Here is a 520-nt window from a genome sequence, read left to right as displayed (position 1 = left end):
AAGCCGGTGGCCTAACCCTTGTGGAGGGAGCCGTCGAAGGTGGGATCGGCGATTGGGACGAAGTCGTAACAAGGTAGCCGTACCGGAAGGTGCGGCTGGATCACCTCCTTTCTAAGGAGCACCACGATAAACACTCTCAATTGGTGGGGGTGTAGCCGTGAGGAGTCGGAGCGCTGTAGTGGCGCCGGCTTGGTGCGCAACAAACGTGATGGAACTGCCGAACACACTATTGGGCTTTGAGACAACAGGCCCGCAGTCCTGCCCCGTTGGGGGCAGGGGGTGTGTTGTTGCCTCACTTTGGTGGTGGGGTGTGGTGTTTGATTTGTGGATAGTGGTTGCGAGCATCTAGCACGCATATGTTGGGTCTCACTCCTTGTGGGTGGGGCCTGGTTTTGTGTGTTGATGTGCAATTTCTTTTGAAACTCATTTTTTGGTTTTTGTGTTGTAAGTGTTTAAGGGCGCATGGTGGATGCCTTGGCACTGGGAGCCGATGAAGGACGTTGGAGGCTGCGATATGCCT

Annotated in this window: 1 rRNA gene; it reads left to right on the top strand. The window is 55.0% G+C overall.

What is annotated here, in order from left to right:
• Positions 1 to 111 (top strand): 16S ribosomal RNA (locus E0T84_RS31620); the annotation flags it as partial.
• Positions 112 to 520 lie beyond the last annotated feature (409 nt).

It is taken from the genome of Mycobacterium sp. DBP42 (genome assembly GCF_005924235.1).
In the GTDB taxonomy this organism is placed as follows: Bacteria; Actinomycetota; Actinomycetes; order Mycobacteriales; family Mycobacteriaceae; genus Mycobacterium; species Mycobacterium syngnathidarum.
Note: the sequence above shows the minus strand (reverse complement) of the source record. Positions and strands in the feature narration are given on the sequence as shown.